This is a genomic window from Corynebacterium sp. HMSC073B01 (assembly GCF_001838255.1).
In the GTDB taxonomy this organism is placed as follows: Bacteria; Actinomycetota; Actinomycetes; order Mycobacteriales; family Mycobacteriaceae; genus Corynebacterium; species Corynebacterium jeikeium_D.
The window spans coordinates 25,695-51,717 of the sequence record NZ_KV836151.1; the positions used below are offsets into that span (position 1 = coordinate 25,695).

At 58.4% G+C, this 26,023-nt stretch carries 25 protein-coding genes and 1 tRNA gene; 11 read left to right on the forward strand and 15 right to left on the reverse strand.

Going from position 1 to position 26,023, the window contains the following annotated elements; translation table 11 throughout:
* Positions 1 to 7 precede the first annotated feature (7 nt).
* Both HMPREF2849_RS04545 and HMPREF2849_RS04550 read right to left on the reverse strand, forming a co-directional pair.
* Positions 8 to 916 (reverse strand): DUF3152 domain-containing protein, encoded by a 909-nt coding sequence (locus HMPREF2849_RS04545; RefSeq protein ID WP_070862644.1) that lies wholly within the window; start codon positions 914 to 916, stop codon positions 8 to 10.
* Positions 916 to 1,140, reverse strand: a complete 225-nt coding sequence (locus tag HMPREF2849_RS04550; RefSeq protein ID WP_070851115.1) for a DUF3107 domain-containing protein — start codon at positions 1,138 to 1,140, stop codon at positions 916 to 918. The genes HMPREF2849_RS04545 and HMPREF2849_RS04550 overlap by 1 nt, the downstream gene beginning before the upstream one ends.
* A gap of 94 nt (positions 1,141 to 1,234) precedes the next feature.
* On the opposite strand from HMPREF2849_RS04550, the gene HMPREF2849_RS04555 reads away from it, so the two are divergent.
* Positions 1,235 to 2,599, forward strand: a complete 1,365-nt coding sequence (locus HMPREF2849_RS04555; RefSeq protein WP_070862645.1) for a DEAD/DEAH box helicase — start codon at positions 1,235 to 1,237, stop codon at positions 2,597 to 2,599.
* 69 nt (positions 2,600 to 2,668) lie between these two features.
* Entirely contained in the window at positions 2,669 to 4,000 is a 1,332-nt protein-coding gene (locus tag HMPREF2849_RS04560; protein WP_070862646.1) for an Rv3212 family protein, read from the forward strand.
* On the opposite strand, the gene HMPREF2849_RS04565 is transcribed toward HMPREF2849_RS04560, so the two are convergent.
* Positions 3,997 to 4,455, reverse strand: coding sequence for a hypothetical protein (locus HMPREF2849_RS04565; RefSeq protein ID WP_246822104.1), 459 nt, complete (start codon positions 4,453 to 4,455; stop codon positions 3,997 to 3,999). The two genes, HMPREF2849_RS04560 and HMPREF2849_RS04565, sit on opposite strands and share 4 nt — an antisense overlap.
* Before the next feature lie 100 nt (positions 4,456 to 4,555).
* On the opposite strand from HMPREF2849_RS04565, the gene HMPREF2849_RS04570 reads away from it, so the two are divergent.
* The 4 genes from HMPREF2849_RS04570 to HMPREF2849_RS04580 all read left to right on the forward strand — a co-directional run bounded on the left by HMPREF2849_RS04570 (position 4,556) and on the right by HMPREF2849_RS04580 (position 7,006).
* Positions 4,556 to 5,635 (forward strand): diacylglycerol/lipid kinase family protein, encoded by a 1,080-nt coding sequence (locus HMPREF2849_RS04570; protein WP_246822105.1) that lies wholly within the window; start codon positions 4,556 to 4,558, stop codon positions 5,633 to 5,635.
* A 513-nt stretch (positions 5,636 to 6,148) separates the two neighbouring features.
* Positions 6,149 to 6,418, forward strand: coding sequence for a WhiB family transcriptional regulator (locus HMPREF2849_RS04575; RefSeq protein WP_016422223.1), 270 nt, complete (start codon positions 6,149 to 6,151; stop codon positions 6,416 to 6,418).
* Between the two features lie 76 nt (positions 6,419 to 6,494).
* The gene (locus HMPREF2849_RS11535; protein WP_014300525.1) at positions 6,495 to 6,569 is read left to right on the forward strand and encodes a 50S ribosomal protein bL37; all 75 of its coding nucleotides are present in this window, start codon (positions 6,495 to 6,497) and stop codon (positions 6,567 to 6,569) included.
* Between the two features lie 364 nt (positions 6,570 to 6,933).
* A tRNA-Ala gene (locus HMPREF2849_RS04580) sits at positions 6,934 to 7,006 on the forward strand.
* A 150-nt stretch (positions 7,007 to 7,156) separates the two neighbouring features.
* On the opposite strand, the gene rsrA is transcribed toward HMPREF2849_RS04580, so the two are convergent.
* Positions 7,157 to 7,465 carry a mycothiol system anti-sigma-R factor gene (rsrA, locus tag HMPREF2849_RS11540; RefSeq protein WP_016422222.1) on the reverse strand — a complete coding sequence of 103 codons (309 nt, stop codon included), beginning with the start codon at positions 7,463 to 7,465 and terminating at the stop codon, positions 7,157 to 7,159.
* Positions 7,462 to 8,091, reverse strand: a complete 630-nt coding sequence (locus HMPREF2849_RS04590; protein WP_049172829.1) for a sigma-70 family RNA polymerase sigma factor — start codon at positions 8,089 to 8,091, stop codon at positions 7,462 to 7,464. The genes rsrA and HMPREF2849_RS04590 overlap by 4 nt, the downstream gene beginning before the upstream one ends.
* 98 nt (positions 8,092 to 8,189) lie before the next feature.
* Here HMPREF2849_RS04590 and ybaK point away from each other — a divergent pair, with 98 nt between their 5' ends.
* Complete coding sequence (ybaK, locus tag HMPREF2849_RS04595; protein ID WP_049193314.1) at positions 8,190 to 8,702, forward strand: Cys-tRNA(Pro) deacylase; 513 nt, start codon at positions 8,190 to 8,192, stop codon at positions 8,700 to 8,702.
* A gap of 39 nt (positions 8,703 to 8,741) precedes the next feature.
* Here the strand turns inward: ybaK and HMPREF2849_RS04600 are convergent, their stop codons facing one another.
* Positions 8,742 to 9,437, reverse strand: coding sequence for an SOS response-associated peptidase (locus tag HMPREF2849_RS04600; RefSeq protein ID WP_049172825.1), 696 nt, complete (start codon positions 9,435 to 9,437; stop codon positions 8,742 to 8,744).
* A gap of 70 nt (positions 9,438 to 9,507) precedes the next feature.
* Here HMPREF2849_RS04600 and aroA point away from each other — a divergent pair, with 70 nt between their 5' ends.
* From aroA to HMPREF2849_RS04615, 3 genes are read left to right on the forward strand one after another with little or no spacing between them, the layout of a single operon-like run.
* The gene (aroA, locus tag HMPREF2849_RS04605; RefSeq protein ID WP_070429788.1) at positions 9,508 to 10,986 is read left to right on the forward strand and encodes a 3-phosphoshikimate 1-carboxyvinyltransferase; all 1,479 of its coding nucleotides are present in this window, start codon (positions 9,508 to 9,510) and stop codon (positions 10,984 to 10,986) included.
* 2 nt (positions 10,987 to 10,988) lie between these two features.
* A complete protein-coding gene (gene rsgA, locus HMPREF2849_RS04610; protein ID WP_070429789.1) occupies positions 10,989 to 12,035 on the forward strand; it encodes a ribosome small subunit-dependent GTPase A in 1,047 nt (348 codons plus the stop codon).
* A complete protein-coding gene (locus tag HMPREF2849_RS04615) occupies positions 12,022 to 13,407 on the forward strand; it encodes a chloride channel protein (protein ID WP_070862647.1) in 1,386 nt (461 codons plus the stop codon). Before rsgA ends, HMPREF2849_RS04615 begins: the two co-directional genes overlap by 14 nt.
* On the opposite strand, the gene HMPREF2849_RS04620 is transcribed toward HMPREF2849_RS04615, so the two are convergent.
* From HMPREF2849_RS04620 to HMPREF2849_RS04635, 4 genes are all read right to left on the reverse strand, one after another.
* Positions 13,404 to 14,744, reverse strand: a complete 1,341-nt coding sequence (locus HMPREF2849_RS04620; protein WP_070862648.1) for a fatty acid desaturase family protein — start codon at positions 14,742 to 14,744, stop codon at positions 13,404 to 13,406. The two genes, HMPREF2849_RS04615 and HMPREF2849_RS04620, sit on opposite strands and share 4 nt — an antisense overlap.
* 69 nt (positions 14,745 to 14,813) lie before the next feature.
* Positions 14,814 to 15,878: a flavin reductase family protein gene (locus HMPREF2849_RS04625; protein WP_016422214.1), complete on the reverse strand. Its 1,065-nt coding sequence runs from the start codon at positions 15,876 to 15,878 to the stop codon at positions 14,814 to 14,816.
* Positions 15,879 to 16,207: 329 nt separating this feature from the next.
* Positions 16,208 to 16,699, reverse strand: coding sequence for a DUF6912 family protein (locus HMPREF2849_RS04630; RefSeq protein WP_049172814.1), 492 nt, complete (start codon positions 16,697 to 16,699; stop codon positions 16,208 to 16,210).
* Complete coding sequence (locus HMPREF2849_RS04635) at positions 16,699 to 17,109, reverse strand: HAD-IA family hydrolase (protein ID WP_038627918.1); 411 nt, start codon at positions 17,107 to 17,109, stop codon at positions 16,699 to 16,701. Before HMPREF2849_RS04635 ends, HMPREF2849_RS04630 begins: the two co-directional genes overlap by 1 nt.
* A 287-nt stretch (positions 17,110 to 17,396) precedes the next feature.
* Between HMPREF2849_RS04635 and HMPREF2849_RS04640 the strand changes: the two genes are divergently transcribed.
* Positions 17,397 to 18,020, forward strand: coding sequence for a hypothetical protein (locus HMPREF2849_RS04640; RefSeq protein ID WP_069359456.1), 624 nt, complete (start codon positions 17,397 to 17,399; stop codon positions 18,018 to 18,020).
* 3 nt (positions 18,021 to 18,023) lie between these two features.
* On the opposite strand, the gene secA is transcribed toward HMPREF2849_RS04640, so the two are convergent.
* The 5 genes from secA to mtrB form a co-directional block, all read right to left on the reverse strand.
* The gene (secA, locus tag HMPREF2849_RS04645; RefSeq protein WP_069359455.1) at positions 18,024 to 20,726 is read right to left on the reverse strand and encodes a preprotein translocase subunit SecA; all 2,703 of its coding nucleotides are present in this window, start codon (positions 20,724 to 20,726) and stop codon (positions 18,024 to 18,026) included.
* Between the two features lie 161 nt (positions 20,727 to 20,887).
* On the reverse strand, positions 20,888 to 21,547 hold the full coding sequence (gene hpf / locus HMPREF2849_RS04650; RefSeq protein WP_016422210.1) for a ribosome hibernation-promoting factor, HPF/YfiA family: 660 nt from the start codon (positions 21,545 to 21,547) through the stop codon (positions 20,888 to 20,890).
* A gap of 161 nt (positions 21,548 to 21,708) precedes the next feature.
* Entirely contained in the window at positions 21,709 to 21,966 is a 258-nt protein-coding gene (locus HMPREF2849_RS10935) for a hypothetical protein (protein ID WP_141737802.1), read from the reverse strand.
* A gap of 493 nt (positions 21,967 to 22,459) precedes the next feature.
* Entirely contained in the window at positions 22,460 to 24,301 is a 1,842-nt protein-coding gene (locus tag HMPREF2849_RS04660; protein WP_049193303.1) for an LpqB family beta-propeller domain-containing protein, read from the reverse strand.
* Complete coding sequence (gene mtrB, locus HMPREF2849_RS04665; RefSeq protein ID WP_070429795.1) at positions 24,302 to 25,975, reverse strand: MtrAB system histidine kinase MtrB; 1,674 nt, start codon at positions 25,973 to 25,975, stop codon at positions 24,302 to 24,304.
* Between the last annotated feature and the right edge of the window lie 48 nt (positions 25,976 to 26,023).

Below are 26,023 nucleotides of genomic sequence, written 5' to 3' on the forward strand. Positions count from 1 at the left end.
TCTGCTACTACCTTGCTTTCTGAGTCGGTGCGGCCGTATCGTCGTCCGCCCCAAATGGGTACGGCCAGCCGTTGACAGAACACGTCTTACCATCGACCTGATAGACCTCGCTGCTGTCGATTTTGTGCAGTTCATCGTTCGACACGCTCAGGGTCTGCTGCATCATGATTGGCGCGATACCGCCGTCCCTCGGACAGGGCTCGTGAACCGCGTACCCAAGTCCGTGACCAACCTCGTGATTAATAAGGTATTGGCGATACAATCCCAGGTCCCCCTCAAAAGGCAGGGCACCTCGAACCCACCGGGCGATACTGACGACCACGCGCCCAGGCTCACCTTCCCGCTGCCCAGACAGGTAACAGGAGGTCTCCATTCCCAAGGTGTTTCCGCACAGCTGATGTGCGGTTCCAGTCGCGGAAAGCTGCACGACAATCGTCGGATCCTGATCGCGAGGCACTGCCTCGAAAGAAAAATCTGGATTAGCTGTCCAGCCACGTGGATCGGCCAGAATCGAGTTCACCGTCTCCGCAAAGGCGCGCTCGCCACCAATTGAAGGAACATCAATGTTGTCTTCAATTTCCACGGAATACCTGATCGCATTGCGGCGCCCCTCCCCGACACGGGGATGCGCCACGGTGACATCTTTAAAATTTCCCGAGGGTTCCGTGGCAAAGGCCGGACCAGGTGGCAACTGTCCTCCCTCGTAACCATCACCGTACCCCTCACCGGGCACCGGACCAGGGCGACTGTTACCACTCTGCGAGGTGACAGTGCCATTGCCGGAACCTGGAGAATCATCTTCAGCAGTGAAGATGTCGAAGAGAATGATGACTGTGAGCACCACAAGTACGGGGATGGCATAGGCTCGCCACCCCCAACTCCTTGCAATGCGTACGAGAAAGGGTTCTTGCGTCATTAGGCGAAGAAGCCAACCTTACGGTCTGCGTTATTACCGGTACGGACGTAGGCGACCTTGGCAGCATTAATCAGGTACTCCTGACCAGCGCCGTCACTGATCTCAATCACACCTTCGCCAGCAGCCAGCTTCTGGGAGATCGCAGCCTTGACCTCCTCGCCACCAGCGACGTTTTCAATGCTCAGCTCACGCGTATTGTCTGCAAATCCAATAGTGATGTCCATAGGTGACATCATAACCATTCCCAAAGCGGCTAGGATTAGAGAGACCGATTAAGCCGTCGTGTCACGTGAGGTTACAAACAGCAAAGGAGTCGCCGTGGCAGAGTCCCAGTCCCCGACATTCGTCGAATTGGGGGTCGCCGCGGAAATCTGCGACGCACTCGCCGACGAAGGAATCAACCGCACATTTGCCATCCAGGAACTGACGCTGCCCTTGGCGCTCGACGGCACGGACATCATCGGCCAAGCCCGTACTGGCATGGGAAAAACCCTTGGGTTTGGTGTCCCCCTCATTGACCGCGTCTTTGATGACGCCCGCATTCCAGAACCGGATGGCACTGCCCGCGCAATCATCGTCGTTCCCACCCGTGAGCTGTGCGTGCAGGTCGGCGAGGACTTAGCCCGCGCTGCGCACTCAACCAATCTGCGTGTATGCACCATTTACGGTGGCCGCCCCTATGAGGAACAGATTGAACAGCTAGACCGCGGCGTGGACATCATCGTCGGCACTCCGGGCCGTCTCATCGATCTTTACCAGCGCAATAATCTAGAGCTGTCAGGCGTAAAGATTTTGGTTCTCGACGAGGCCGACGAAATGCTCGACTTGGGTTTCCTGCCGGACATCGAGAAGATTCTGGCTGCGGTGCCGGATGAACGTCAGACCATGCTCTTCTCGGCAACAATGCCGGGCCCTATTCTGACTCTCGCACGTACCTTTATGAATCGCCCGGTGCACATCCGCGCTGAATCAGGCGAGGAAGAGGCCACAGTCCATGAGACCACTAAGCAGATTGTTTTCCAATCGCACCAAATGGATAAGGTTTCAGTCATTGCCCGCATCCTGCAAGCCAACGGTCGTGGTCGCACCATCATTTTTGCTCGTACAAAGCGTGGTGCCGCTTCCATTGCTGAGCAGCTCGGCGAGCGGGGCTTCCTGGTCACCGCCGTCCACGGCGATATGGGCCAGCCTGCACGTGAGCGCTCACTGACGGCGTTCCGCAATGGCGACGTCGACGTCCTGGTCGCAACCGATGTCGCGGCTCGCGGTATCGACATCGACGATGTCACCCACGTCATCAACCACCAGGTGCCCGATGACGAAATGACTTATGTCCACCGCATCGGCCGTACCGGACGCGCGGGACACAGCGGTGTCGCCGTTACGCTCGTCGGCTGGGATGAGACCGCAAAGTGGAAGGCTATTTCAGATGCTCTCGACCTGGACATGGCCGAGATTCCGACGTGGTTTTCCACCTCCCCCGAGCTCGCCGAAGCTCTTGACATCCCCGAGGGAATCGATGAGAAGGTCGGGCCAGCCCGTCCGGTGTTGGGGTCCCGACCGCCTCGCGGGCGTGGCGGAAGAGGTCCGCGAAACAACCGCTCACAGCCTCATCATCGCAATCGCGGCCAAGGACGAAACTCACGGCGGGACGGCCACTCCAATTCTCATCGCCGCCGCTAAACTGCTGCGCGTGCCAACTCCCCCGCCTCACTTCTCTCCACGACCACTCGTCGACAGGACATTCCAACCGTGCTGCAGTCACCACAAGCCAACGCTGAGCCCACCACTGCAGAGACCCGACTGCGTCGAAATCGAATCGCATCAGTCATTCTCATCATCGCCGTAGTGCTAGTCATCGGTTGGACATGGGTCGCTTCCCCGGCCCGCAAGGTCGATCGCACTGAAACGACGGCTTCTGCCGGCTCGGCAATGCAAGCCCCGGCTGCGAACGATCCGGAGGCAATGCCACATACTCTCCGGCCGGTGTGGTCCACCGAATCGTCGGCAAGCACAAGCACGCACACCATCTCCCCGGCGCCACTGGTGATGGACAACTCCCTCATCGTTGCTGAGGACCGGGGCGTGCGTGCTATCTCGCTTAACGACGGCACGGAGCGATGGCACTATCGACGAGATATTCCGCTGTGTGCGCTCTCGGGCAGTGATGGCCAAGTTTTCGCGACTTTTCGTGGGGCAGCTGGCTGCGGTGAGACCGTTGCACTCAAACCCGATTCGGGACAGTATGTCGCGACCCGAAAATCGATTGCTGCTGACAGCCCTGCCGCCGTGCGCTCGAATTCATACGCGGGTGTCTACGACTCTGGATTCCTGGAGCTGTGGCGCTCTGACTTGGTCCGAGTAGTCGAGTACGGCAAGGTTCCAGCATCTCCGGAACCGAAGATGCAGCCACATCCAGAGTGTTCGATTATCAGTGCGCTCACACGCGTGGAGCTGCTGGCCGTTGTAAACAACTGCGATGGTCACGGACGTCTGGTCATGCAGGTGGCAAATCCGGAGGAATCGCGGAAACCAGAGGTCAAGAGTGATATTGACCTTGGTCCAGTAACTGCAGATATGTCGCTGGTATCGATTGGCCAGGACACGGCAGCGGTACTGGCAGACAATCGCATCCGCGTTTTTCGTATGGACGGCACGATGCTAACTGAATTGGCGCTGGGTGAGACTACCCTGCGTCCAGCACCGGCTGAAGCTAACTCCGACGGCGATGCCCCGCGTGCGCCTTTTACAACGGATCTCCGCCATCACATGACGTGGTGGTCGCCACGTGGATTACTTGGCTTCCGTCCGAGCACCCTGGCACCGGATTTCGAGTTTCCTGAGGCCACAGGGACCCCAGCTCCATGGGGTGAGCATGTTTTCATGCCAGTCGCTGACGGAGTCGCGGTATTGAATGCCTCAACTCTCGAAATTATCGGCACACTCCCGTTGCCTGCAGCTGCGAAGTCCACTCATGCAAATGATGCGGACAAGCCGGAACTGCCCGTGCGCCTTGCGGTTGTCGGTGACACGCTACTGGTCCAGCGCGGTGAGTCAGTCGACGCGTTCGTCATCGAAATTTAAAAAGAGCGGGCAGCCCAGTCAATCGCCTTCGGACTAAACATACAGACCAGCGCCGCAATTGAAGCTGCCGCTGTCGGCAGAGCCAGCAGAAAAGCGCTCGAGCGGAACATGTAATAGGCCACACCCAGCAAGCAGAGGTTGAGCATAATAATCGGTCCGCGCCCCCAACGGGCGCCACGCAGCAGCATAATCGCACCAGCGAGAACCGAGCCAAAAATGAGAAAGAACCACAGCGCGGTACCCCACCCGGAAATGACTGCGGCCTCGTCGCGGTACCCCATCAAATCACGAATCAGAAGGAAGACTCCGTAGCCCAGACCGAGGGCACATTCGGCGACACCAATCCACGCACCGACCATGACAACCTGAGGTGCGGCCATCGGTCCGTCAGCTACCGCAAGCTGGTCAGTAGTACGCGATTTGGACGCATTGCTGCTGTTTTTCTGGTTACTCACGCCCTACATGTTAGCCCGGCGGGAACCGATGAATACACCCTGGAGGCAAGTCGGCCAATGCACCCATCACAAGTCTGTTCATGCACTACTCTTGGTGCCTGTGCGTGCGTTGCTAATCTCCAATCCGAATTCGACCAGTAACTCTGCTCGACGCATGCCCAGCATTGTGCGGGCGCTTCGCTCAGTCGAGGGGATCCGCTTGACATCCATGTTTACCGCTTACCCCGGCCATGCTGAGGAAATGGTGGCGGGAATAACGGTTCGCGATTACGACGTCATTATTTCTCTCGGCGGCGACGGAACCATTAACGAGATTGTCAATGGGCTCATGGACTCCAACCCATTCTCCGCACTGTCTGCCACGGAACTGCCTGCCATCGCGACAATTCCCACCGGCAGCGCCAACGTCTTGGCAGGTGCGTTGGGCATTCCCCGCGACCCCGTAGATGCCGCGTGGTACATCGCAAGCCTGCTGCGCTCCCGAACCCGCAGCGCTATTAGCGTCGGACATGCAGCAGAGCGATGCTTCGTCGTCAATGCCGGTATCGGCATCGATGCGGAAGTCATTTCCACCATGGAACAGCTCCGACAAAACGGTACCCGCGCCAAAGCCGTGCGCTATTTGCCGGCAATTTTCACCGCATGGAATCAGTTGCGCAAAAGCCCGCCACAAATCACCGCAACTATCGACGGCACGGAGTTTGGCCGTGATCTCGCAATGGCCGTGGTGTCCAACTCCAATCCCTGGACATTCCTCGGCGACCTCCCCATCGTCACCAACCCCACTGTGTCCCTACGCAGGGGCCTGGGCTTTTATGGCTTCACTTCCCTGAGGGGAGTGACGGGACTTGTCGCCGCAGCCAATTTAGCCGGTTTCTTCACCCGACTGCGTTCCCCCTTCCACGTCGAAGCCCGCGAACGACGCGCCGACAACGTCCAGCACATCGAGCTCACCGCTACTGCCCCACTTCGTCTCCAGTTGGACGGCGAGTACATCAATCAGTGTGAGTCCCTCAACATCCGTGTTAAGCAAGGCGCTATCAATTTTGTGGCGCGTGCCGACGATTACACCGAGGACCAGTTCACCAAGAAAGTCGCTACCCGCCCCGTGGACGAGCGCTTGCTCGTTGTGGTGACCAAAAAAGGTCATGGATCGCACACGCCGACTGTTCAGTGCTAGCCAAAAAGCCGAGGCAAACCCGACTTAAACTGCAACTGTTTACTGACAAGCCAACAAAAATGCGCCATACACCCTCACTACTGCAATTACCAAAACTAATTTTACCCCCACAAAGGGCTAGTTTTGACCTGGCGTTTTAACCAAAACTTCACTTTTCTGTGAGGTTTGGCACTTTTATTCATTTTGCTCTTTACGAACCGCCCCAGTCGTGAAAACATGTAAATCGTCAGCGAGACAGGCACGCAGTTCACTGGTTGTGTAACCATGCAAGTCTCGCCTTTTTAGGCGCAAACTCTTTGGTGAGTCCCCACTACCTTTCACGTCGTATAGGCGATGGAACAGGTGGCCCCTCCCAAGATGCCTAATACCCCTGGGCAACCGGGAATGAACCCCAACCTTCGTTGAGATACGGCGATTTGTCGTGTCTGACGAAATCCATTTCCGGAGCTGCCTTCCCGCAAGGAAATTTAACCCTGCCCTCACCCGGGGCTCGTAATGTTTTAGGAGTTTGTCATGGATTGGCGTCACAAGGCCGTTTGTCGTGAAGAGGATCCGGAGCTGTTCTTCCCGGTCGGTAACTCCGGCCCGGCCCTCGCCCAGATTGCTAAGGCCAAGGTCGTTTGCAACCGTTGCCCCGTTACTGCTCAGTGCCTGGCCTGGGCACTTGAGACCGGCCAGGATGCAGGTGTCTGGGGCGGCATGAGCGAGGATGAGCGTCGCGCACTGAAGCGCCGTCGCAACCGTGGCCGCACCCGTCGCACTCGCACCAGCACCACGGTCTAATTAAAGGACTTACCCTCGTACCGTGTAATCTATACCGGTTGATACCTGTTTAACCCGATAGAAAGAGAGCCCAGCTATGAGCAAGCGTGGCCGTAAGCGCAAGGACCGCCGTAAGAACAAGGCTAACCACGGCAAGCGTCCGAACAGCTAAGTTGCCCTTAGTTGCAGCAGTCTTAGCCATCACCGGCTAAGACATCTCACTCCACTCCAGCACAACTCGGTATTGCACCGAGGGACGGGGTGGAGTTTTTTAAGCCTCCAGCGGATACCTCAACGGGTAGCAGATTTGAAAGTGACTAGGTTTATGACACATGAATTGAATTCACCCGCGGTTTTTTGTCATAAACCTAGTCACTTTCAACACCTTTTCGATGCCTCGTCGATACCGCATCCTCGCTTTCCGGATTAACCATCCGCCAGAACCTTACCAGCGAGTTTGGAGCCCAAACCCCACCGGAGTAACGTCTGAAAACAGAGCTTTTACAGCAGCTCCAGCTAGGTTGCTCGAAAGCAATGGGGCTATAGCTCAGTTGGTAGAGCGTCGCGTTCGCAATGCGAAGGTCAGGGGTTCGATTCCCCTTAGCTCCACAAATAGCTCCACAAAAATATCCCAGGCCACATCACCGTGACCTGGGATTTTCCCATTACGCATTACGCATTACCGTATTACGCAACATCGCATTAAGCATCAAAGGAATACGCGCCAAAAGATGACGCACCTAACCTAGCCGCCAGCAGCTACCTGCGATACTCCACCCGCGTATAGGACACACGAATCCGAGTGGTAATGCGCTGACGGAGGTCCTCAGGGGCAGGTTGCTGGCAGCACCGGCGCAGCAGCCGTCGTATAGCTTGCTCGGAACCGAACTCTTCCAAGCACTGAGGGCATTTGTGAATGTGTTCCTCGAGAAAGCGGCGTTCCTCCGAATCACACTCTCCATCCAAAAATGCGTGTAGGCGCGAGTGGACATCCTGACAGAAAGCATCTTCACAGGCGTGCCCGCGCTCTGGCGTCTGCTCCATATCTTGGCTCGACTCTCGGCTCATCGCGGAGAATCTCCCTTCTCTTCTTTCAAGAATCCACGTTCCACGGCTACGTTGTGCAACGCGTCTCGGAGCTGTTTTCTTCCACGGTGGAGCCGACTCATCACAGTTCCGATGGGCGTGCCCATGATTTCGGCGATTTCCTTGTAGGGCAATCCCTCGACATCGGCGTAGTAGACCACCATCCGGTAGTCCTCTTTGAGGCTCATCAAAGCGTCACGAATTTCCTCATCAGGAAGCTTTTCCAGCGCTTCAACCTCAGCAGAGCGCAGCCCTATCGAAGTGTGCGACGCGGTTTCCGCGATCTGTGAATCCGTGATGTCATCGGTGGCGTACTCGGCAGGACGTCGCTGCGCCTTGCGGTAGCTGTTGATGTACGCATTCGTCAGAATGCGGTAGAGCCACGCTTTCAGATTCGTGCCCGGCTTGTAGGAGCGGAAGCCCTGAAAAGCCTTGATATAGGTCTCCTGCACCAGGTCTTCGGCATCGGCGGGGTTGCGTGTCATCCGCAGCGCCGCTCCATAGAGCTGATCCAAAAGCGGCATGGCATCACGCTCAAAGCGCTGCGCAAGCTCCTCATCCGACTCATCAGTCCGGATGGCCGATGTTCCTGTCTGATCACCTGACATGCTACCTATCCTAAAACATCCGCACCCACGAGTCGGCCAGACCCCCGTCACCAGGCATTTCGTCGCGTAGCTGCACTGGTGTGCAACGATGGGAAATTATGTCGAAGAAGTCCGCCAAGAAATCCGCTGCCGCCACCCCGGCAATCGCCGTCTGTCAGAACGCCGGAATCGACTTCCACGTTCACCAATTCCCCCACGGCAGCGACAACTTCGGCGAAGAGGCCGCCTCTTGGCTACTAGAGCATCTCGGAGTCGAGCCCGAACGCATCTTCAAAACTCTCATTATCGAGCTATCCGGCAAACGCACTGGGCTGGCCATCGCCGTCGTCCCCGCCACCGGAATGCTCAACCTCAAGGCCGCCGCCGCGGCTGTCGGGGCTTCCAAGGCAACGATGGCCGACCCCCATGACGCGTCACTTGCCACCGGCTACGTTCCCGGCGGCATCTCCCCGCTTGGCGGTCGCCGCAAGCTCCCCACAGTCATTGATGAGACAGCCACTCTCGCCGACACTGTGTTTGTCTCCGGTGGTCGCCGCGGGTGGGACATCGAACTGTCACCCGCTGATCTGGTTTCGCTTTGCGACGCCACGGTCGCCGACATCGCCCGCTAACCCTGCGGCTACTCCTGCAACCTCCCCGCTGATACGGCCTTAAAACAGCTCCTCGTTGTGGCCGGGTGCTGCTCCATCGGGCCCATTCAGCAGGTGCGGCCCTTCATTCGCAACATTGCCGACGGCGCGGTTGACCGGTCGGATGGTCAGCTTGTCCACCACTTCTGCGCTGGTCATGCCAACATTTCCGTCTGCTGCCCAGGCCGAGAGATCCAACCAGTCACTGACTTCGTCGTCGGCAAGCACGCGCGGCATACGATGATGCAGATCCGCGAGCTGTCCCACGGCGTCGGTGGTGAGAATTGTGGCGGAGACGATATCGCCCCAGCGCGCCCACAGCCCCGCGACGGTGAAAAGCGGTGCGTCATCGCTGAAGCTGACGAAGTAGGGCTGGCGATTCTTCCACTCGTACCAACCGTTCATGGGGATTGCGCAGGGCAGGCTGTCCCGGAAAGTCGGTTTGGACTGCCAGGTTTCCGCACGAGCATTGAAGAAAGGTGTTGTTGGCACTTCGCGGGCCCACTGCGGAATTAAACCCCAGCGCACGGTGGCAGCAATGGTTCCTGTGCGGCCGGGGTGCTCGCGGGCAAGAGCAACTATTGGCATGGTCGGTCCGATGTTGTAGCGGGAGGTGGGCAACGGGCCGTCGGCACGCACGGGCGCCAAACCGGGAATCTCAGCCGTGGTGCTGAGCAGTTCTTCGGCGACTGTGAAATTGACGAAACGACCACACATACCAACTGATTGTGCCGTTGACTCCCCCTCTAGTCGAGGTATGGAGTGAAAGTGTTCCATAATTGGTTGTGTGTGTTCCCAAAATCAGAATTGGTCCGCCCCTACTGTAAGTGTCGACGGTGCCGAGGCCGGTCGACAGCCTTTTAGCGCCACGGTGCAGATTGCCGGCTCGAAGTCGATTACGAACCGTGCCCTTGTCATCGCGGCGATATCTTCGACACCATCGGTTATCCATGGTGCTCTGCGCTCTCGCGATACCGATCTTATGATTCGCGCACTGCAGGCCCTGGGAACTGACATCAGTGCCGACTCGACATATTCGGGTGCCCCGAACCACACGCTCCGCGTCACTCCACGCATGCTTCGCGGTGGTGTCGTGGAATGTGGTCTCGCAGGTACGGTTATGCGCTTCGTGCCACCTATCGCAGCTCTTGCGCAGGGGTCGGTGTTCTTCGAAGGCGACGTAGAAGCCAAGGCTCGCCCGATGTCGGCCGTGCTGGATGCCCTGCGCAGCCTCGGTGTGAACATCGCGGGCAATGGGCTTCCCTTCACGGTCAATCCGCAGGGTCCGAATCAGGGCAACCGCCTCGGTGACTCGGTCCAGGAGCAGGATCTGCCGGACATCGGCGGCGAAGTGGAAATTGACGCTTCGGCTTCGAGCCAGTTCGTCTCTGGTCTGTTGCTGTCAGCACCGCGCTACGGCCGTGGCCTGGTACTTCGCCCGACCGGTGAGATTCCTTCCCGCCCGCACATTGACATGACCCTGGACATGCTTCGCGAGGCCGGTGTGCAGGTCGAGGAGACCACGGCCGACACACCTGAGGGACCACGCACAACGTTCACCATTCACCCGACCGAAATGATGGGTCGTACTTGGCAGGTCGAACCCGACCTGTCTAACGCCGCCGCTTTCCTGGCCGCTGCGGCTGTCACTGGTGGCAGCGTCACCGTGCCCGACTGGCCAGAGCACACCACGCAGCCGGGCGACCGCATCCGCGAGATCCTCACCGCTATGGGCGCTACCGTGACGTTCAACCGTCACGAAGGTGGCCGCACCAGCCTCACCGTCGTGGGCCCAAAGCCGTCCGAGCTGCGCGGAATCACGCTGGACATGTCCGAGATTGGCGAGCTGACCCCCACCGTCGCGGCCATCGCCGCCTTGGCCACTACCCGCACCGAGCTGACGGGTATCGCACACCTGCGCGGTCACGAGACCAACCGTCTTGCCGCGCTCACCACGGAAATCAACCGTCTCGGCGGTCGCGCGACCGAGCTTGACGACGGCATTGCGATCGACCCCGTTCCGCTCCACGGTGGTCTCTGGCACAGCTACGCCGACCATCGAATGGCCACCGCTGGTGCCATTGTTGGCCTGCGCACGGAGGGCGTGGAAGTCGAAAATATCGGTACCACTGCTAAGACCATGCCTGGATTCGATCTGCGCTGGCTGGAGATGCTCGGACTGGCCTCCCCCAGCCCTAGTTCGTTGGAAAAGTCAGTCGAAGCTCGACTTGATGGTGTGGACAACGGAACCGAGGCAGGGAAATAACAGTGGCGGCACGCAGGCGTGGACGGCAATGGGACGAGTCCGATGTACGCATCCGCCCCGGTAAAGGGTCGCGGCCACGGACGAAGGATCGCCCCCGCCACGCCGATGCCCACTGGGGCATGGTGGTGACCAAGGATCGTGGTCGTTGGGGTGTAGTCCTCGATAACAACCCTGATGTTGCAGTGACATGCATGCGTGCCCGCGAGCTCGGCCGCACCAATATCGTTGTCGGTGACCGTGTCGGTGTCGTAGGCGATGTCAGCGGCCGTGAGGGCACACTGGCCCGCATCGTCAAGCTGGCAGAACGCAGCACGGTTTTGCGTCGCACCGCCGATGACAATGACCCGTATGAGCGCATCGTCGTGGCCAATGCCAGCCTGCTGCTCATTGTGTGCGCAGTCGCCGATCCTGAACCTCGCACCGGTTTTGTCGAACGCGCGCTGGTCGCGGCCTACGCCGGCGGTGTCCGCCCCGTGCTCTGTCTGACTAAATCCGATCTGGCCGACCCAAAGGAATTTGCCGGGGAGTTCTCGGCACTCGGAGTGGATGTCGTTGTCTGCGGTATTAATGATGACTTGGCTCCCTTGTCAGAGCTCATCGATGTCCCCGGACGAGTGACAGCTTTGGTTGGGCATTCCGGTGTGGGGAAATCAACCCTTGTCAACCGGATTGTTCCTGAAGCCAACCGTGAGACCGGCGAAGTCAGCGGTGTGGGTAAGGGCCGCCATACCTCCACACAGTCGGTGGCGCTGATGCTGCCGTCGGAAAGCGAAGACAGCGCGACGTCGTGGATCATTGACACCCCGGGCATTCGTTCCTTTGGTCTAGCCCATGTGACACCGGAGACGCTGCTGGCGGCGTTTCCAGATATCCAGGCAGCGACAGATGAATGCCCACGTGGTTGCACCCATTTGGGACCGCCCGCGGATCCAGAGTGTGCCCTCGACAAGCTGGAGGGAGTTCAGCACCGCCGAGCGATGGCTGTGCGTCGCCTGTTGAGTGCAATCAGCGACAACGAGGATTGGGAGCTGGACATTGAAAGAGACTAGCCACACCGATTCTGTGGAGACGCCCACTGAAGCTTCGGCTGGTGCTGAGTCGGACAAAGCGGGCTCCGGACTCTACCCTGCTCCCGGCAGTTGGATTCGGCTGTGTATCTACACGCTTATCGTGGGTCTTGCGACAGGACTCGGCGCAGCCGGCCTCGCACTAATAATGCACGGCATCGAGTACGCAGTTTACGGACAACATGAGGGCGACGTAGCCGTCGTGACCGATGGCACCACTGGCCTCCAGCGCTTTGTCGGAATTGTGTTGGCGGGACTGATTGCAGGACCGGTGTGGGCAGCGCTGCGCACAAAGGCCACGCCCATTGAGAGCGTTGAGGCAGGCATGAACGGTCGACTCATGCCGGTGTGGTCAACTCTTGTCAATGTGTTTTTGCAGATGGCGACCGTCGCTGCAGGTGCATCCATGGGACGCGAGAATGCCCCGCGTGAGCTCGGTGCGATGGTGGCTTCACAGATGTCGCATCGACTGCGCATCGATCCGCTACACCGCCGTATTCTGGTCGCAGCAGCAGCCGGTGCCGGCCTGGGGGCGATTTATCACATCCCGTTGGCTGGAGCGGTTTTCTCGTTGGAGATTCTGCTGGGCTCACTGAGCATTACCGCGGTGATGGTGGTGCTGGCGTGTTCAGCCATCGCCACGGTGACGTCGGGCATCGTGGTCGGCAGTAGCCCGCTCTACAGCCCAATTAATCTCTCAGACGGCTGGGGCAACCTCGGGGCAGCACTGCTCATCGGTGTTATCTGCGGTGCCATTGGCTACGCATTTCGCATTCTCAGCTCTCGAATGTCGGACACAGCACCGACTGGCTGGCACTCTGCCTGGGCCATCCCCCTCGCATTCACACTGGTTGGTGTGATTTCACTGTGGGTTCCAGAAGTATTGGGCAATGGCCGTATCGCTGCGACCACAGTTCTCATGGACCGCCCGCTGCTGGGTTTTGCAGTCATCCTGCTGATTGCGAAAGCTATCGCGGTTCTCGTTACTTTCCGTTCTGGTGCCGTCGGTGGTCTCTTGACTCCCGGCTTTGCCCTTGGCGCGCTCAGCGGTTTCATCGTCGGCTGCTTCGTACAGCCATTGATGCCCTCAGTTCCGTTGAGCGACTTTGCGATTCTCGGCGCGGCGGCCTTCCTGTCGGCGTCCATGGCAGCTCCACTGTTCGCACTGATCGTGACCGTGGAGTTTACCGGCCAGAATTCCTCGGCTTACTTAGCGCTCTTCCTCGCTGGTGCAACTGCGACACTAACTGTGACCATAATTCGCGCCTGGCTACGGCTCCCCCACAAGCAATCAATGCCATGGAACCGCAAACCGGCAGCCGCAGCTGCGATCCGCAAGCGGGCCGAGGGCTAACCGTGCGCAGCAGTGTGCGTTGAGCGACCTGTATAGGCTCGGACAATTTCCCGGACGCCTGGGCGAAGACGGCGGAGCATTCGCAGCCCCGTCGCTAAGCCCTTGCGTTGCGGGGAACTGGACTGGAGCTCCGCTTCAACCTGCGGATACTTCTTGAACGCCGCCTCCGAACGTACCTCTGGGGCGTTGTCCGGGTCAGCGACTAAGAAGCGATTCGGCAGCGACAACTTTAGTAGTGTGCGCTGGACCTGGAAGAACTGCTTCGGGAACGACCCCGTGTTGTATGGCAGGTCGTATTCCCGGCAGATCTGCTGAACCTGCTTCGAAATCTGCGCGAGCCTGTTGGACGGCATGTCCGGGAACAGGTGGTGCTCAATCTGGTAATTCAGATTTCCTGAGAGCACCGACAGCGCCAGCCCACCGTGGAAGTTCGCCGAGCCCAGCATTTGGCGCAAATACCACTCACTCTTGTCCTCGGTGTTGTACTGCTCCTTGGTGAAAGTCTCGGCATCATCCGGAAAGTGTCCGCAGAAGATGACCGCGTAGGCCCAAAGATTACGGGCGAGGTTGGCCATCATGTTCGCAAAGGCCACCTCACGGTAACGCGGACCCGCCATCGCCGGGAAGAGAACGTAGTCCTTGAGCACCTGGCGCCCCGACTTGTTGAGCACCTCCATGAGCTGCGGTCGGGCCTCATCCCAGGATTTCTTGCCGGCGAACACGCGCCCGAGCTCGACGTCATAGAAGGCCACTGCCCATTGGAAAAGGCTGGCCAACACCACGTTTGTCACCGGCTGCAGCAGCGTCGATGGCTTCCAACGGCGGTCACGAGTCACCCGGAGAATGCCATATCCCACATCGTTGTCCATACCGAGCACGTTGGTGTACTTGTGGTGGACAAAGTTGTGGGAGTGCTTCCACCCGCTGGATGGGCAGGAATTGTCCCACTCCCAGGTGGCCGAGTGAATCTCGGGGTCATTCATCCAGTCCCACTGACCGTGCATGGTGTTGTGGCCGATTTCGAGGTTTTCCAAAATCTTTGCCAACCCCAGCGCTGAGACGCCCGCCCATTTGAAACCCCAGTGCGCGGTGTTCTTCCACGACTTCGGCAGCATCCCCAATTTGTTCAGGGCCATGCCGGCGGTCGGCACCATCAGCAGGCCTCGACCAGTCACCTCAAGGGTGCGCTGAATGCGGATGAGCGTGCGGATGTAGCGAGCATCCTTCTGCCCCAGCGAATCGCGGTGTTGCTTTTCGATTTCCGCAAACCGACGCCCAATCTCTGCGACGTCTTCTTCGCTCAAGTGCGCATACGATGCGATATCGGAAATTGCCATGGGAAGGGTCCCAACTCCTTTAGGTAGTTTCTCCTGGTTAATGCAGGTTGAGATAGATGTGGGGCGAACTTACAATTCGATACGCGCGTGCCCCGCCGGCGCACAGACGCACGTTCGGACTCGCTCCCCCGCCACAAACGTCGCCCCGGTGCGGATGTCCCGCGCTGCGCCGTCGGAGAGTTGCTGCACGCACGTCGCACAAATTCCCATCCGACAGCCGTACGGCAGGTCAACCCCGACGCTCTCGGCCGCCTCCAGGATGGTCGTTGCACCGTCTACGTCGATATCGCCTCGGCTGCCGAAACTCACCGTGCCGCCGACCTCCCCCGCCGCCGAGCGGTCAACGGTGAAACGTTCCGTCCGCAGCCCGGGAAACTCCGGCTCAAGGTTCTTCAACAGTTCAACCGGACCACAGGCATAGGCGCTTGCCGACGATGCCAGCGCTCCAAAGTCCGCAATGATGTCGGTAACCGCCGCAGCGTCAATCCGCGGCTGCGTCTCGGTATTCCGGGCATGCAGGTGATACTTCAACGCGCTAGTAGCGCTGCGCTGTTCCAGTTCGCGAAGTTCGTTGACAAACACAGCTTCTGCCTCGCCGCGGTAGGAGTGAATGTGTTCGACTTCCACTGAGGCATTGCGAGCTGAAAGATCACGCAGCATGGAAATCACCGGAGTTACGCCGGAGCCTGCGGTAACAAACGCAATGCGGGCTGGGAGCGGCTCCGGAAGATGGAAATCCCCAGCCGGGGCAGCCAGGCGGACGACAGTACCCGGCCTTACATTGGCGACGAGGTGTTGGGACACATAGCCGTCGTTTAGCGCACGGATGTTGATAGTCAGCAGCCCGTCATGAGGCCGCGGTGCATTTGTCAGCGAGTAGGAACGCCACAGGTATTTCCCCTTGACCTCTACGCCAAGTCCGATGAACTGGCCTGGCTTGAAGTCTGTTGGCATCCCCCAACCCGGACGGATTATCAACTCTGCTGAAGTAGGAGATGTGGGATTAATGGCCTCAATCTGACCGCGCAGCTCGCGACTTGACCACAGCGGATTTAGCAAATGCGTGTAGTCATCGGGCAAAAGTGGCGTGGATAAATGCTTGAATACCCGGGAAACTTTGGTCTTAAGCCCCATTTTTGGCCCTCCTGACTGTCACGGGCGAACAAGTAATAACACTGTTCATCAGCAGACATACCCCACCCGATTCATTATTACGTGTCCGTAGGTTACTTAGACGTAGACTACGGAGCGGTAAGTTATTGGTCAAGAGAAACAAATGATTTTGACACAAATAGCGAAATTGTCATTACCCCCACTCCCGTGCGAAACACCCCCTTTGACATGGAGCTTATCCACACAAAACAATCCCGTCTTTTATACCCCCACTGAAAACACTTGTGCCATACAAAAAAGGGGCTGGGTTCCTAAACCCAGTCCCCTTCTTTAACGCCGAGCACGCGCTACTACAGGAAGTCGACCACCATGCCGAGCTCAGCTACGTCGTACCACGCCAGCGGGATCTCCAGCGCATCGCCGACAGTCAGCTCCGCATCCTCGTCACCGAGATCTGCCTTATCGACGGCATCAATCGCAGCCTCAACCTTGCTTTCCGCCTCTTCCACATCAATGTGGAGAGCTGCAACGTCGGCAAGCGAAATTGGGCCGCCGACCTTAACCACAGCATCTCCCATATCCGACTGCGGCTCCGCCTCCACATCAACGGAAATGACCACTCGACGGTGCGGGAACTTCTCTTCTGCGGCATCGAGCAGACGGAGCGACGCACGCGCAGCCTCATCAAAGGCTACGTCTGCCAGTTCCTCATCATCGCCCTCAGTAAAGAAATCGCGCAGCGCTTCAGTGACAGCAAAGCCCCAACCACCGCGGGCGTGGAAGAGCTCATCCTCCTTAAGCGCCTCAAGCATGGAGAAAGTCGCTGGGATATAGACGCGCATTAGAACTCGCCCTCGAGACCCAGCAGACCGGCAATCTCGACCACTGCGCGGTCGAACTGCTGATAGAAGACTCCCACCATGCCGTTAGAGACGGCCGCATGGATGTTCTCAATCGAATCATCTACCAGCACGCAGTCCCGTGCCGGCAGTTCAATAGCCGCAGCGGCTGCATTAAAAGCCTCTGCCGAAGGCTTCTCATGGCCAATTTCACCAGAGAGCACAACTGCGTCTACCAGGCCCTCATCTTCGAGCTTGCGAATCGGATCCGCCGATGGGCCACCTGGGTCATTCGACAGGACTGCCAGGCCAACACCATTTGCACGCGCCTCTACCAGCAAATTACGCCAACGTGCCTGGTCTTCATCCGTGCCGTCAAGGACACCACAGTAATCGATAATCATTCCGCGCATGGCCTGTAGTTTATCGCATGACCTGCACGTTTGCCTTTTTTCCAGTTCAGCGTGTTAATTGGCTGTTCGTTACGCCCATTTGTAGACGACCAGAACGGCCTTGACGGAAACCGATAGGACCATTAACAGCGAAACACTCAGCCCATTTCGCGACTGCGCCTTCTCCACAATCCCCCCACGCCGGCCGTGAATTCCCCTTCACAAGCTGCACACTTAAAGCACTTGTAGGACAATGGTCTTCAGCAAGGGGGAACTTGCCAATGGAGAGTTTTTAGGGGGATTAATCCATGGCACCAACGTCTCACGTACCAAAATCTCAGACACCGATGCCTTACGCGCTGTCGCACGCCGCTGAGCACCGCTCCAGTGGCAGGGAATCCATTGAACCGGCAACGGGCTTTTCGCTTCTCCACACAATTCAACTCGGCCAGTCAGCTAATGCCGCCGCCTCTCAAACCGCAAAAGTGGCACCGACCTATAGCGGATGCTCCGCTGCCACCGGGACCGCTGTCATGACGGCATTACCGCCCGCCGTGGCCACTCCTGCTGCGAAAAAGACGCCGCAAACACCGCACGTCGTCCAGCACTGTGAGCAGAATCTGAGACAGGAGCTTGGCACGATTACTCGCCGCGTCTTCGACATCATCGCGGGTCGCAGGCGAGTCAACGATTTGCGTCGCATCAATATCGACCCGATTATTCACGCTGCGATACTCACGCTGTCGAAGAACACCAGCCTCAAGGGTGTCGCGTTGCAATCCTTCCACGCCAGCGCTTCCGCGGACGGCAAAAAGGTCGAGTTCCTGGGTAGTTGCCGTGTCGGTCCGCGCGTTCGCGCGTTCACGGGCACTTTCCGCCGCGGAACAGCAAAAACGCGGCCATGGACCATGACCGCGTTTCGTGTGCTTTAGTGCTTAGCGACGGCGCTTGCGAGCCGCCTTCCGACGCTGCGCTCGGTTGCCCTCAGACTCTTGATCCACGCGCTGCTGCTCTGCACTGCCGTCCTCGCTGGGGCCGGAGTAAGTCATCTGCTGATTTTGCTCAGCAGCTTCCGTTGGCAGAGCTGGAGCCTGGTTCTCCTGCCCCTCGGCGTTTTCCACTGCGGGCATAACCTGCTTACGGATCAGGAACAACTGACGAACCGATTCTTCCTTGATGCCGTCCATCATCGCGGTGAACATGTCGTAGCCCTCACGCTGGTACTCCACCAGCGGGTCAGCCTGGGCCATGGCGCGCAAGCCAATGCCCTCCTTGAGGTAGTCCATCTCGTAGAGGTGCTCGCGCCACTTCTGGTCCATGACGTTCAGGATGGTGAAGCGCTCGATGTTGCGCATCTGGTCGTCGCCGCCAATTGCGGAGACCGCATCCTCAAGCTGGTCGTAGCTGGCCGAGATGTCCGTGTGCAGAGCCTTGGACAGCTCATCGGCCGAGAGGTCACCCGGGGTACCGAAGTCAGAGCCATCAATAAGCTCTTGTGCCGTAAACGTCGGGCTGTAGAGCTGCTCTAGGGCATTCCACAGCTCGTCGAGGTCCCAATCCTCCACGTAACCGTCAGCGGTGGCACCGTTGACATACGCATCGACGACGTCGTCCTGCATGTCACGGACCTGAGTCTTCAAATCCTCACCTTCGAGGATGCGACGGCGCTCAGCGTAGATGACCTTACGCTGCTGGTTCATAACCTCGTCATACTTCAGAACATTCTTACGGATTTCGAAGTTCTGGCTTTCCACCTGAGCCTGAACGCTCTTAATGGAGTTGGAGACGACCTTGGAGTCAATAGGAACGTCATCCGGGACATTCAGAGTGTTCATCAGCGCTTCCATGCGCTGGCCGTTGAAGCGAACCATGAGATCATCGCGCATGGACAGGTAGAAGCGGGTAACGCCCGGGTCACCCTGACGACCGGTACGACCACGCAACTGGTTGTCAATGCGGCGTGACTCATGACGCTCAGTACCCAGGACGTAGAGGCCACCGGCCTCACGTACCTTGTCAGCTTCTTCCTTCGACTGCTGACGAACACGCTCAATCTCAGCGTCCCACGCCTCTTCGTAGTCTTCCGGAGTTTCCACCGGGTCCAGACCACGAGAGCGCAGATTCAGGTCAGCGATGATGTCCGGGTTACCGCCCAGCACAATGTCAGTACCACGACCGGCCATGTTAGTTGCCACGGTAACGCCTCCGAGGCGACCCGCCACTGCGACAATCTCAGCTTCCTTCTCGTGGTGCTTAGCGTTCAGCACAGAGTGAGGAATACCTTCGCGCTGCAGGAGCTTGGAAAGGTACTCGGACTTCTCAACTGACGTCGTACCAACGAGAACTGGCTGGCCCTTTTCGTGGCATTCGCGGATGTCCTCGACAACAGCGGCAAACTTTGCCTCCTGCGTCTTGTAAATCAGGTCGGGCAGATCCTCACGCTGCTTCGGGCGATTCGGCGGAATCGACATGACATTCAGCTTGTAAATCTGGTGCAGCTCAGCCGCTTCGGTCTCAGCCGTACCGGTCATACCGGACAGCTTGTCGTAGAGGCGGAAGTAGTTCTGGAGCGTAACGGTTGCCAGCGTCTGGTTCTCGTTTTTAATCTCCACCCCTTCCTTGGCCTCAATTGCCTGGTGCATGCCCTCGTTATAGCGACGGCCTGCCAGCACACGACCGGTGAACTCATCGACAATGAGGATCTCACCATTACGAATAATGTAATCCTTGTCGCGGGTGAACAGCTCCTTGGCCTTCAGGGCATTGTTCAGGTAACTGACCAGCGAAGAGTTTTCCGGAGCATACAGGTTGGCAATGCCCAGCTGATCCTCAACGAATTCAACACCCTCTTCACGAATACCGATGGTGCGCTTTCGCTCATCGACTTCGTAGTGAATATCGCGCTTCATACGCGGCACGATCTTGGAAAACGCCAGGTACCAGTGTGGATCGCCATCTGCCGGACCGGAAATAATTAACGGGGTACGGGCCTCGTCAATCAGAATCGAGTCAACCTCATCGACGATGGCAAAGTGGTGCCCACGCTGCACCAAATCGTCGAGCGAATGCGCCATGTTATCGCGCAGGTAGTCAAAGCCGAACTCGTTGTTCGTGCCGTAGGTGATGTCGGCAGCATAGGCCTTGCGGCGCTGGTCCGGGCTGAGCTCAGAGAGAATCACGGAAGTCTCAAGCCCCAGGAAGCGGTGGACTCGACCCATCCACTCCGCGTCACGCTTAGCCAGGTAGTCATTAACCGTAACGACATGAACACCCTTGCCTGCCAACGCATTGAGGTATGCGGGCAGCACACAGGTCAGGGTCTTACCTTCACCAGTACCCATCTCGGCAACGTTGCCGAAGTGCAGTGCCGCACCGCCCATAACCTGGACGCGGTAGTGCTTCTGCCCCAGCACGCGCCAGGATGCCTCGCGCGCCGTGGCGAAAGCATCCAGAAGCAAATCGTCTACATCGGCACCGTCAGCCAGCTGCTTCTTAAACTCCTCGGTCTTGGCACGGAGTTCATCGTCTGAAAGAGCTGCGTACTCGTCTTCCTTGGCGATGACCTGATCTGCAATATTGCCAAGCCTCTTGACAGCGCGGCCTTCACCAATGCGGAGCAACTTGCTGAGCGAAAACACTAAATTGGGACCTTTCCGGCCGATTCACGTCGAACTTTAATGTGCAACGGTTGATTATACGACGAACCCGCCTTCCCTTCTAAGAGAAGACGGGCTCATGTGAGCAATTACTTACCAATACACAGCTCTGCGCGGTATTGCGTGCTCTTTTTGGTGAAGACTTACTTCTCGTCTTCGTCTGCCAGCTCAATCAGACCGTAGTCGTACGCGTGACGACGGTAGACCACGGACGGACGAGAGGTTGCCTCGTTAACGAAGAGGTAGAAGTCGTGACCGACGAGCTCCATCTCAGACAAAGCATCTTCCACCGTCATCGGAGTTGCGGAGTGCTGCTTGGTACGCACAACCTGACCCGGGGTCACGTCCTCAACCAGATCCTCGTACGGATCAGCCTTTTCCGGAGCCGCTGCCTCAGCCTCTGCAACCAGCGAAGCAGTTGCCTCGCCGACGGACATCGGTGCACGGTGGCCAGAACGGCTAATCTTGCGGCGAGCCTTCACCTTACGCAGGGAGCGCTCCATCTTGCCCAGAGCAGACTCCAGTGCAGCGTAGAAGCTATCTTCCTTGGCTTCCGCACGAGCCAGGTGACCCTTGCCAGTAGCGGTGATCTGAATACGGTCAGAGCGGTCTGCACGGCGCGGATTCGGCTCGTGCTGGAGCTCCACGTGGAAGAAGGTCAAAGTCGGGTCGAGGCGCTCAATCTTCGCCAGCTTCGCCTTAACACGATCTGCGAAGTGCTCTGGAACCTCAACATTGCGCCCGGTGATGGTCACCTGAGCGTTCGGGCTGAGTACCTCGTTGTTGTCAGCAGGTGTGGACACTTGCTACCTACCTCCCGGTATGGCCACCGCCCTTCCGTGAGCGGGATTACTCACGGCGTCTACGGTGACGAGTCTTTCTGCACCCCCAGGATACAGTTCCGGGGGTAACCAATGCCACGTTCCCCTCGTTTATTTTTCGCTTGCCGACGACACCCCTGCGTCTACGCCCGGGCGAGCACCAACACCATGTCGATGCGAATCCCCAATGACGCTGCCACCAACTCGGTTTCCGCTGCAGTGGCACCAGTAGTGGCCACATCATCAACCAGAATTACTGTCGCCTGCGCACAGCGTTGTCGCAGCTTGTCGCTAATTCCGCGCTTGAATTGCGTCAGCGGCACAATGTGGCCAGAAAGATTTCGTCTGCGTTGAGAAGCCCCCAGCTCCGCGGAATCCCGCGTGCGCCCGCCAATGCGCACCAGGGGCAATACCGAACTGGAGGGGAGCTGACTGCAAGCAAAGTCGCAGGCAATTGTTACCGGGTCCCCACCCCGTTGTCGACGGGATGACGATCTTGTCGGCGCGGGAATCAAAATGACGGGGGTAATTTCCGGGGGCATTATATGGCCATCAGAGGCTAGCCTTCGTACCGCAGCGGCGAACACGGCCCCCATGATTCGTCTGGCTTCACCACTGCCCCGTTCTTTGGCCGACAAAATGAGATGTCTCCTCGCACCCGAGTACGGACCGCAGGTCCACGCTGCTGCGCGTAACGCAGCCCGCGGTGAAAACCGCACTGGAGGTTGCTGAAGATCGTCCTTGCAATCGCGACACAGCGTCCCGGAGCAGCCGCACACCGGACAGGTTTCCGGTATCACGAGGCCGATTGCATCGCGGGTAACGTCGTAAAGCACGCGCAGAAATTCCTGCGATGACCTCCCCTGCGCCATTAATCCCCTCCCCGATTTGCGCTTATTCCACAGACACCGGAGCCATTCGACCACGCGCACCCGGAACCTGGCGCCAGAACTGCTGCTGCCCCTCGCTGGAGATCAGCTCCATAACACCGGTGGCATCTAATGCGTAACGCTTCGACGAGGTCGCGGTAACCACAGGAATTGGCGGTGTCAGGTTGAGCTTCGGCAGAACAGAGCTGGTCGCACCGTCCGGGAAGGCGCTCCACATCGGGGTGTCCCCGCTGTAACCGCCCACCGTGACCGTTTGATTCGGCGACCACGTCAGCGACACCGGGGAAACGTTTTCAGGGAGCGGCAGAGCACGCGGGTGCGTCAACTTCCACGGTTTATCGTCATGCCTTTCGATGGTGGCGATATAGACTTCACCAGCGATAATCATCGCTACCTGCGTGCCTGAAGAATCGACGCGGAATTCAGAAATACCGGCGCTCGGGCGCCCCGTGCCTGCGCCGCCGTCAAGAAGGTGATTGAGCTCAGAGGTATCAACCTCCTCCTGCTGAATCCGAGATGACGTCGACTGCCGAACCAGGCGTACGACGGTTGTACCGTCCTTCACTGTCCAGACCGCCTCGGCGTCTGGAGACCATGTCGGACGGGTGAGACTCTCGCCAGTCAGCACAGGAACCGGCTGATCTTGTATTCCGCCGAGCATCAATGTGGACTCCCCGAGGTCATACGACCCAGCACGACCATCCACGGCCGAGCGGAACACGGCGGCAATGAGCTCGCTGCCATTGGGGTTGGTGCCCACTGCCGCGGAGAACACCGCGGTGCTGCCGCTGGCGGTCCAGCCGCGTCCCACAGGTGTGGCGTGGCCGTCAGCGATCTCGTAGATACCGCTGCGGTCGACCGTCCGTAACGGTGCGTTATCAGCCGGTAGATGATTCGGGTCGTAGAGCTGGATTGTGTCGGTGTCCTTCGTCCACGGCTCGTCGTGGCTGGCAACTAGTGGTTCGCCGTCGGCCATGAGGATCCACGGACCACGGAAATCTGCCGAGTCGAGAGTCCAGATAATCTGCGCCGCGAGCATGACACGCAGTTCCTCGGAAACATCACCCAATCCGGTGATTTCGACCCTGCGACCGTCCGCGTTGGACACAGGTCCTGCTTCCACCGCAATTGAGGCATTGGGCTTGAGCACGGTGGTGACGCCCGGCCGCAGTGGTGCTGATGGGCCGTTCTTCAGCTTCGTCAACAGATTGGTCGCGCCATCGGTGACGCCACGATAGAGCCAACGACGATCTGTGACCAAATGATTACCCGCCGGATCGAGGAAATAGATATTGCGAGGCACATTGTTTTCCAGGAATGCCTGACGCTCCATGACAACACCGTCGGGCAGCGAGGAAATGCGCCACTGCCCATCCGAACCAAGCTTCATCTCCACGGTTTCCTCATAGTCACCGGACTGGGGCTCATACGCACCATCAGTACCGAATTGACCAACGCTGCGACCTCGGGCAACGAAGGACTGTCGCGATCCTCCTTCATCCCTCTGGGCGATGAGGTTGACACCGTCGAGAATGCGGGCACTATCCTGCGGTTTCCAACTGGCCGCAAGTTCCGGGGTCATGAAGGCACGCATAGCTTGAAAATCATCAACCGGATGCGCGGCCGCGGCGAAAAAGTCGCGCAGGACAATGTCTGCATTGACATTCGGTCGTGGCTGAGGAACTTCAATACGAACTTGGGGCGGCTCAAACGGACGCAGCACCTGGGGGCTGGTGTTTCTCGGAATGGTGGTACATCCTGCGGCCGTGCCCAAAATGATCACTGAGCTAAGCGCCACTGTCTTACGCAGGACGCGACGAGCCTTTGACTGTTGCTGCGCCGTCATTTAAATATCCTCCTCTCGTGCCTGTCGGGATTCGCTATCGCTAGTCGGCTGCCCCTTACCCTGATCCTGGCTCTTGACTTGCGGTGCAATCGAATCCGATTCCAACTCCCGTGCACCAATTTCCTGCTGATGCGGAATCTGATCGGGCAGCGGCGGAACTTCCAGGCCGAGCGGATGCTCACCGAAGCTCGCATCAGGCTCCAGTGGCACAGTCAGGCGGAAACAGCTACCGACCGTCGGCACGCCAAATGCCTCCAGTTCCCCACCATGCAATTGTGCGTCCTCACGCGCGATCGCCAAGCCAAGTCCGGTCCCGCCGGTGCGTCGGACACGCGAGGGGTCAGCGCGCCAGAACCGGTTAAACACCAGCTCTTGCTGTTCCGGCTTTAGCCCCACACCGTGGTCAACGACCGTAAACGAGACCGCGGAATTGCTCGCCCGCACTGTGACATCCACCGGATTGCCCTCACTGTGGTCAACAGCGTTGGCCATAAGGTTGCGTAGCACGCGCTCGATACGACGCGAGTCGACTGTTGCCATTACCGGTTCATCGGGCAGGTGGAAGCGGATGGGTGTACCGGTCTCCTTAGCCACGACCGTTACCTGCTGATAGGCAGCATCCACGCAGCGACGGACATCGACCTTTTCTGCGGACAGATCAGCAACGCCGGCATCGTGGCGTGAGATCTCAAGCAGGTCATTGAGAAGCATCTCAAAACGCTCAAGCTCCTCATTCATCAGCTCAGCTGCGCGGCGAGTCGCCGGATCGAGGTCCTCAGCGCCGTCAGCAATAAGGTCGGCGGCCATACGCACCGTGGTCAGAGGCGTCCTCAACTCATGCGAGACATCGGAGGTGAACTGTCGCTGCAGACTGCCGTATTCCTCCAGCTGTCTAATCTGCGTCGACAGCGATTCGGCCATCTTGTTAAAGCTCATGGCCAGTCGCGCCATGTCATCTTCACCCTGCACGACCATGCGTTCGCGCAAGTGGCCGTCGGCAAAGCGCTGGGCAATCTGGGCGGCGGAACGCACTGGTGTCGTCACCTGATTGGAGAAGAACCAAGTAATACCGCCGAGAAGCGCCATGATGACTACTGTCGCACCGGCGAGGAGACCACGAACCAACTTAATAGTCGATTCCTCTGCAGCCATAGAGGTGACCAGATAGAGCTCGAGCCCATCAACCGAGGTAGAAGTAGGGCTACCGATAATTAACGCCGAGTACGTATCGCCGCGGTTATCAGTGACTTGGCGTACCTGATACGCAATTTGCCCTTGTCGGACTACTTCATGCAATCGTTCTGGAACATCGGCCTTAATCGGCGATGAAGCCAACACCGTGCCTCGTGGCACCGGCGCCACGAGCAGCGGTTCATAACTTGTCAGTGGCGCAGCACCGGAACCGGCTGCACGGTTCACAAGGGCATCGCGCCCCACGTTGAGAAGAGCTTGCAGCTCGTTGGACGAAGAGTTCTCAATCGCCTGCTCCACCACCGCGCGAGCACGGTCAATTTCCTCGTCGGCAGCGGTAACCTTTGCGTCGATAAGCCGCTGGGTAACAATAGTCGCCAGCGCGAAACCGAGTACCGCAATCACCATCGCGCTCAGTACCACCACAGAGGTCAGAATGCGCGCTTGGATAGACGTGCGCCAGAGCGTAACCGCCCAGGTCACTCCCCTGTTGGTGAAGTCTCGAAGCTTCGTTATTAATCGACGCAAGAA